The organism is Streptomyces griseorubiginosus, from assembly GCF_017614965.1.
Lineage (GTDB): Bacteria > Actinomycetota > Actinomycetes > Streptomycetales > Streptomycetaceae > Streptomyces > Streptomyces griseorubiginosus_B.
Map to the genome: position 1 here is coordinate 1 of NZ_WVUG01000409.1, position 6619 is coordinate 6619.

The following is a 6619-nucleotide window of genomic DNA, read 5'->3' on the forward strand; positions in this document are numbered from 1 at the left end:
CCCCGTGACTACCGCCGCACCCAGCGCTCCCCCCTCGACCTGGACCGCGTCCTGCGCCGCCTGGGCCCGCGCCACGTCGTCCTGGCCCGCACCCCCGCACCCGTCACGCCGAACGACCGGATCATCGACGTCACCGGCCATCCGAGTCTCGAGTCCCTCTGCCTCGCCTCGGACGCCCTGGTCACCGACTACGCGCCCCTGATGGTCGACTACGCCAACCTCGACCGCCCGATCGTGCTCCACCTCGACGACTGGGAGGCGTACGAGGCGGCCCGCGGCCTCTACGTCGACCTGCGCGCCTTCCCGCCGGGCGCGGTCGCGCGCAGCGAGGACGAGCTGATCGACATCTTCGTCACCGGCCACTGGCGCGGCTCCCGCTCCGCCCAGCTGCGCTCCGCCTTCCGCGAGCGGTTCTGCCCGTACGACGACGGACGCGCCGCCGAGCGGGTCGTACGCCATGTCGTCCTGGGCGAGCGGGGCCTGCCGCCGGTGATCCCCCTCGACCAGCGCCACCCGGTGCCCTCGGCGGCAACGGGCCCCGCACGCTCCCCGCAGGTCACCGTGCCACAGCCCGCCGGTTCCCTGACCGTCACCGACAGCCTCTGAACACCGTTCTCGCACCGGGGAGTTCCATGCCCTCCAGCCCGTCACGGCCCACCCCGAGCCGGCCGTCCACCTGGCGCCCGGCGGGACGCCCCGGACGCTGACGCACCCCACGACCATCGAGAGAAAGAGCAGAATGCCCCGCTTCAGCATCATCGTCCCCTCCCATGGCGTGGCAGGCCGCCTGTCCCAGGCGCTGGACTCGGTCCTCGCGCAGTCCCACGGCGACTTCGAGCTGATCCCGGTCTGCGACGGCCCCGACGCGCCCGCGGCGGAGCTCGTCGCCGGGTATGCCGAGCGGGACTCCCGGGTGAGCCCGGTGCACTCGCCGCCGGCGGACGGTCTGGCCGGGGCGCGCAACACCGGGACGCGGGCGGCGACCGGCGCGTATCTGCTGTTCCTCGACGGCGACGACACCCTCGTCCCGGGCGCGCTGGCGGCGCTGGACGCACGGCTGACGGAGACCGGTGACGTGGACGTCCTGTACGCCGAGCACGAGCGGGTGCCGTGGTGGGAGGGCGAGCCGACCAACCCGGCCGCGCTGCTGCTGCCGCCGAAGACCCCGGCCGGCGCCTTCTCCCCCGACCAGGTCCCCCAGCTGACCGGCGTCCAGCTCCCGGCGTGGAGCGCGGTCTACCGCAGGTCCTTCCTCACCGAGCACCGGCTCGCCTTCCCCGACAGCCACTACACCGACGTCGGCTTCGGTGCCCTGGTGGCGCTGCGGGCCGAGAAGGCGGCGGTGCTGCGCGAAGTCGTCGTACGGCACCTGGTGCGCCGGCAGGGCAGCCGGCTGAACCTGCCGGGCCCGCACCACGCGCAACTCCTCGACCAGGTCGAGCTGGTGCTCACCCGCGCGGCCGAACTGGGGCTGCACGAGGAGCGGTTGGTGCCGCTGTTCGACCACCTCTTCGCCACCGTCCTGAAGACGGCCGCCCATCCGCGCCGGCTCACCTCCGGCCGCCGCGCCTTCTTCCGCCGGGCGGGCAGGCTCTACCGCCGCCACCGCCCGGCCGGCTTCCGTCCCCCGGGCGGGAGTCTCGGCGTCCAGCACCGGCTGCTGGCGAGCGGGGCGTACACGGCCTTCTGCGCCCTGCGCGGCGTCAACCGGTCGGCCGCGCGTGCCGTGGCGGCCCTGCCCCGCCCCCACGGCCTGCGCACCCGGCTCCGCTACGCCCGCGCCCTGCGCCGCCCCCTCGATCCGCGCCTCGCGGTGTACTGCGCCTACTGGGGCCGCGGCTACGCCTGCAACCCGGCCGCGATCCACGCCAAGGCCCGCGAACTCGCCCCGCACATCCGGGCGGTGTTCCTCGTCGAGCGGGACCAGGCGCACACCGTGCCGGAGGACGTGGAGTACGCGGTCATCGGCAGCGCGCGGTACTGGGACGTCCTCGCCCGCGCCAAGTACCTCGTGAACAACGCCAACTTCGCGGACGCCGTCGTCAAACGCCCCGGCAGCGTGCACCTGTCGACCCAGCACGGCACCCCGCTGAAGAAGATGGGCGTCGACCAGGCGACGTACCCCGTGGTGGCCGCCGCCACCGGCAGCTTCACCAAGCTGCTGGAGCGGGTGGACCGCTGGGACTACAACCTCTCCTCCAACCGGCACTCCACCCAGATGTGGGAGCGGGCCTTCCCGGCCGCGCACGAGACGCTGGAGTACGGCTATCCGCGCAACGACGTCTACTACACGGCCACCGCGGACGACGTGGCCCGCGTCCGGCGCGAGTTGGGCGTCCCCGACGGCAGGACGGCCGTCCTGTACGCGCCCACGCACCGGGACTACCACACCGGCTTCGAGACCGGCCTGGACCTGGAGGCCTTCTGCGAGCAGGCCGGCGAGGACGTCGTCGTCCTGCTGCGCGCCCACTACTTCTACGACCGGGGCCGGGCGCGCGGCACCGGCCGGATCATCGACGTGACCGCGCACCGCTCCTCCGAGGACGTGTGCCTGGCCGCGGACGCGCTGATCACCGACTACTCCTCGATCATGTTCGACTACGCCAACCTGGACCGCCCGATCGTCGTGTACGCGGACGACTGGGACGTCTACCGGGAGACCCGGGGCGTCTACTTCGACCTGATGGAGCACCCGCCGGGCCCGGTGGCCCGTACGCCGGAGGAACTGGCCGGGGTCTTCCGCGACGGCTCCTGGGCGGGCGCGGAGTCCGCCGCCGCGCGGGCCGCCTTCCGGGAGCGGTTCTGCCAGTTCGACGACGGGCGGGCCGCCGAGCGCGTGGTGCGCCGGGTGCTGCTGGGCGAGCCGCCGGAGGCGATCCCGCCCGTGATCCCGCTCGCCGAACGGACCCCGGCCCCGGTCCCCGCCCTCGTGAGGAACTGACACCCGTGCCCCGCTTCAGCATCATCGTCCCCGTCTTCAAGGTGCAGGGCTATCTGCGTGAGTGCATCGACTCGGTGCTCGACCAGTCCTACCCCGACCTCGAACTGATCGCCGTCGACGACCGCTCGCCCGACGGCTGCGGCGCGATCCTCGACGAGTACGCGGCCCGCGACGAGCGGGTACGGGTCCTGCACCTGCCCGAGAACGTCGGTCTGGGGCGGGCCCGCAACGCCGGCCTCGCGCAGGCCCGCGGGGACTACGTCCTCTTCCTCGACAGCGACGACTTCTACACCCCGGGCCTGCTGGCCGCCGTCGCCGACCGGCTCGGGAGCGCCGAGGACCCGGACATCCTGGTCTTCGACCACGTCCGCACGCACTGGTGGGGGCGGGGCGGCCCCAGCGACTCCTCCGGTCTGCTGGCCCGCGCCGGCCAGGACGTCTTCGACCTGCGCACCAGTCCCGAGTACGTCCATCTGTTCCTGGTCGCCTGGAACAAGGCGTACCGGCGGGACTTCTTCCAGGGGCACGGCCTCCAGTACGCGCCGGGTCTGTACGAGGACGCGCCGGTCACCTACCGCTCGATGGTGCTGGCCGAGCGCATCGCGTGCCTGAACCGGATCGGTGTCGAGTACCGGCAGCGGCGGCAGGGGGCGATCACCAGGACGCCGGGGCGCCGGCACTTCGACATCTTCCCGCAGTACGAGGGCCTGTTCGCGTTCCTTGAGCAGCGCGAGGACCTCGCCTGGGCCGGGCCCCTGCTCTTCGAACGGGCCCTGGACCACATGCTGTTCGTGATCGCCCGCGAGGACCGGGTCACCCCCGCCGACCGCGCCGCCTTCCACCGCGAGATGCGCGCCTTCCACCGCCGCCACCGCCCCGAGGGCTTCGTCCCGCCGGCCGGTCCGCGCGGCACGGAGATGCGGCTGCTGGCGAGGACGCCGTACGCCTCGTACGCGGCCCTGAACGGTGCGCGGGGTGTGCGCAGGATCGCCGGGGCGGGCAAACGGCGTGCCGCGCAGCGGCTGTCGGCCGCCGCCCAACGCGCCTGGTACACCGCCGGTTCGAGGCTTCCGCTCGATCCGCGTCTCGTCGTGTACTCCTCCTCCCATCACGCGGGCGTCAACGGTGACCCGGCCGCGATCCACGCCAAGGCCCGGGAGATCGCACCGGAGTTGCGCGGGGTGTGGGTGGTGCGGGAGGACGCGCTGGACACGGTGCCCGACGGAGTGGACCACGTGGTGCCGGGCTCGCGGCGCTACCACTCGGTGATGGCGCGGGCGACGTACTGGGTGAACAACGTCAACTGGCCCGGCGCGCTGGTCAAACGGCCCGGCCAGGTCCACATTCAGACCCACCAGGGCACCCCGCTCAAGTACATGGGCGCCGACCTGCTGGACAAGCCCGGCGCCCGGCACGGCTTCAGCGTGCCGAGGATGCTGCACCGCGCCGACCGCTGGGATCTCAGCCTGGTCGCCAACCGGCACTCCGAGCTGGTGTGGGAGCGGGCGTACCCCTGCCACTTCACCTCGGCCCGGACGGGCAGCCCGCGCAACGACGTGCTGGTCACCGGTGACGCGGCGCGGGCCGCGGCCGTCCGCGCACGGCTCGGCATCCCCGCCGACCACACCGTCGTGCTCTACGCCCCGACTCGCCGCGACTACTGCCGGGGCGGCCACGTCGACCGCGTCGACCTGGCCCGTTTCGCCGCGGACCTCGGCGCGGGCCACACCCTCGTCGTGCGTCTGCACCCGACCCTCGCGACCGGCACGGCACGCGGGCTCGGTCTGGCCGATCTGCACGGGCGGGGCGTGCTCGTCGACGCGACGGACGAGCCGCACGTCGAGGATCTGATGCTGGCCTCGGACGCGCTCGTCACCGACTACTCGGCCCTGATGTTCGACTACGCCAACCTGGACCGGCCGATCGTGGTCCACGCCGACGACTGGGGCGCGTACGCGGCGAGCCGGGGCGCCTACTTCGACATCACCGCCGAGCCGCCGGGCCATGTGTCCCGTTCCTACCGGGAGTTGGCGTGGCTGTTCGCGTCCGGCACCTGGCAGGACGAGGAGTCGGCGGCGCTGCGGGCCGGGTTCCGGAAGCGGTTCTGCGAGTACGACGACGGGCGGGCCGCCGAGCGGGTGGTACGGACGCTGATCCTCGGCGAGCGGATGTCCGCGCCGGGTTCCCTGTCGGCGATCCCCGCGCCCGCAGCGGGCCGGGCTCCCTCGATGAGGTGACGGCGCCCCGGGCCGCCCGGGCACACGACAGCGCGGACGCCGGTGCAGGGGCGTCCGCGCTGTCTGCCGGGGGTGGCGCCTGTTGCGCTTACGGCTTTACGACGTCTACTCGATGACGAGGTCGACCTCGATGTTGCCCCGGGTGGCGTTGGAGTAGGGGCAGACCTGGTGGGCGGTCTCGACTAGCTTGCGGCCGGTCTCCTGGTCCACGGTGTCCGGCAGCTCCACGCGCAGCGTCACCTTCAGACCGAAGCCCTCGCCCTGCTTGCCTATGCCGACCTCGGCGGTGACGGCGGCGTCGCTGACGTCCACCTTGGCCTGGCGGCCGACGAGACCCAGGGCGCTGCCGAAGCAGGCGGCGTAACCGGCGGCGAACAGCTGCTCCGGGTTGGTGCCCTCACCGTTGCCGCCCAGCTCCACCGGCGGCGCCAGCTTCACGTCGATCTTGCCGTCGTTCGTGAAGGCCCGGCCGTCCCGGCCGTGGGTGGCGGTGGCGACTGCGGTGTAGAGCGCGTCCATGGAAAACCATCCCTCTCGAGTCGTTGGTGTTCCGGCGGCTCTTCCGCGGCCGCCGCACGACGACAAGTAGAGCACACAATTCAATTGTGCACAACTGAATGGCCCGCAAGAGCTATCCTGGAGGCATGAGTACGACGCCCACCACCGACTGGCTCCGCCTGGACCAGCAGATCTGCTTCTCCCTGAACGCCGCGTCGCGCGCCTTCGGCGGCGTCTACCGCGTGGTCCTCAAGGACCTCGGGCTCACCTATCCGCAGTACCTGGTGATGCTCGTGCTGTGGGAGCACGGTGACCTGCCGGTCAAGAAGCTCGGCGAACACCTGCGCCTCGACTCCGGCACGCTGTCCCCGCTGCTGAAGCGGCTGGAGGCGGCGGGTCTCGTCCGCCGTGAACGCAGCGCCCGCGACGAACGCTCGGTGGAGGTACGGCTCACCGAGGAGGGCACGGCGATGCGCGAGCGTGCCCTTGAGGTGCCGCGCCGGATCGCCACCGCGACGGGCTTCGACGTCGACGAGATCCGCGCGCTGCGGGCCCGCCTGGACGACCTCACGACCGCGCTGGACGCGGCCGTGGCGGAGGAGACGGGAGGAGGCCGGTAGGAGCCGCGAGCCCGTTCATCGACGCGAGCCCGTCCATCGGCGCGAGCCCGTCCATCGGCGCGAGCCCTGTCGTCGGCGCGAGCCCGTTCGTCCATGTGCGGCGGACGTAGAGCCGTAGGGTCACTCGGCCGCTGACGTACTGCCGGCGGGGTGTGAACTGCCCGCCCAGAGCGGCGAGTTTGGCCCGCTCGACCGGACTGCGCGGAGGGGGCCGCCGCGCCCCCAGCACCCGCCCGTCCCCGACGACCCACACCCGGTCGACCCCGGCCAGCCGCGCCGACAGCTCGCGCACCCCGACCTCCTGGCCGCTCAACGTCCCGGAC

General features: G+C 73.0%; 5 protein-coding genes and 1 pseudogene. 4 read left to right on the forward strand and 2 right to left on the reverse strand.

Features of this window, described 5'->3' with window-relative positions; all coding sequences use genetic code 11:
- The 3 genes from GRC12_RS40430 to GRC12_RS40440 form a co-directional block, all read left to right on the forward strand.
- A partial coding sequence (locus tag GRC12_RS40430) for a CDP-glycerol glycerophosphotransferase family protein (RefSeq protein ID WP_208785443.1) occupies positions 1–606 on the forward strand: 606 nt, incomplete at its 5' end.
- Positions 607–739: 133 nt separating this feature from the next.
- Entirely contained in the window at positions 740–2941 is a 2202-nt protein-coding gene (locus GRC12_RS40435) for a bifunctional glycosyltransferase/CDP-glycerol:glycerophosphate glycerophosphotransferase (RefSeq protein ID WP_208785444.1), read from the forward strand.
- A 5-nt stretch (positions 2942–2946) separates the two neighbouring features.
- Entirely contained in the window at positions 2947–5178 is a 2232-nt protein-coding gene (locus GRC12_RS40440) for a bifunctional glycosyltransferase/CDP-glycerol:glycerophosphate glycerophosphotransferase (protein WP_208785445.1), read from the forward strand.
- Between the two features lie 105 nt (positions 5179–5283).
- On the opposite strand, the gene GRC12_RS40445 is transcribed toward GRC12_RS40440, so the two are convergent.
- Positions 5284–5697 carry an organic hydroperoxide resistance protein gene (locus tag GRC12_RS40445; RefSeq protein WP_133046253.1) on the reverse strand — a complete coding sequence of 138 codons (414 nt, stop codon included), beginning with the start codon at positions 5695–5697 and terminating at the stop codon, positions 5284–5286.
- 125 nt (positions 5698–5822) lie between these two features.
- Between GRC12_RS40445 and GRC12_RS40450 the strand changes: the two genes are divergently transcribed.
- On the forward strand, positions 5823–6296 hold the full coding sequence (locus GRC12_RS40450; RefSeq protein ID WP_208785446.1) for a MarR family winged helix-turn-helix transcriptional regulator: 474 nt from the start codon (positions 5823–5825) through the stop codon (positions 6294–6296).
- Here GRC12_RS40450 and GRC12_RS40455 read toward each other — a convergent pair.
- Positions 6244–6619: pseudogene (locus tag GRC12_RS40455) on the reverse strand (glycosyltransferase family 39 protein); the annotation flags it as partial. The gene GRC12_RS40450 and the pseudogene GRC12_RS40455 overlap by 53 nt on opposite strands.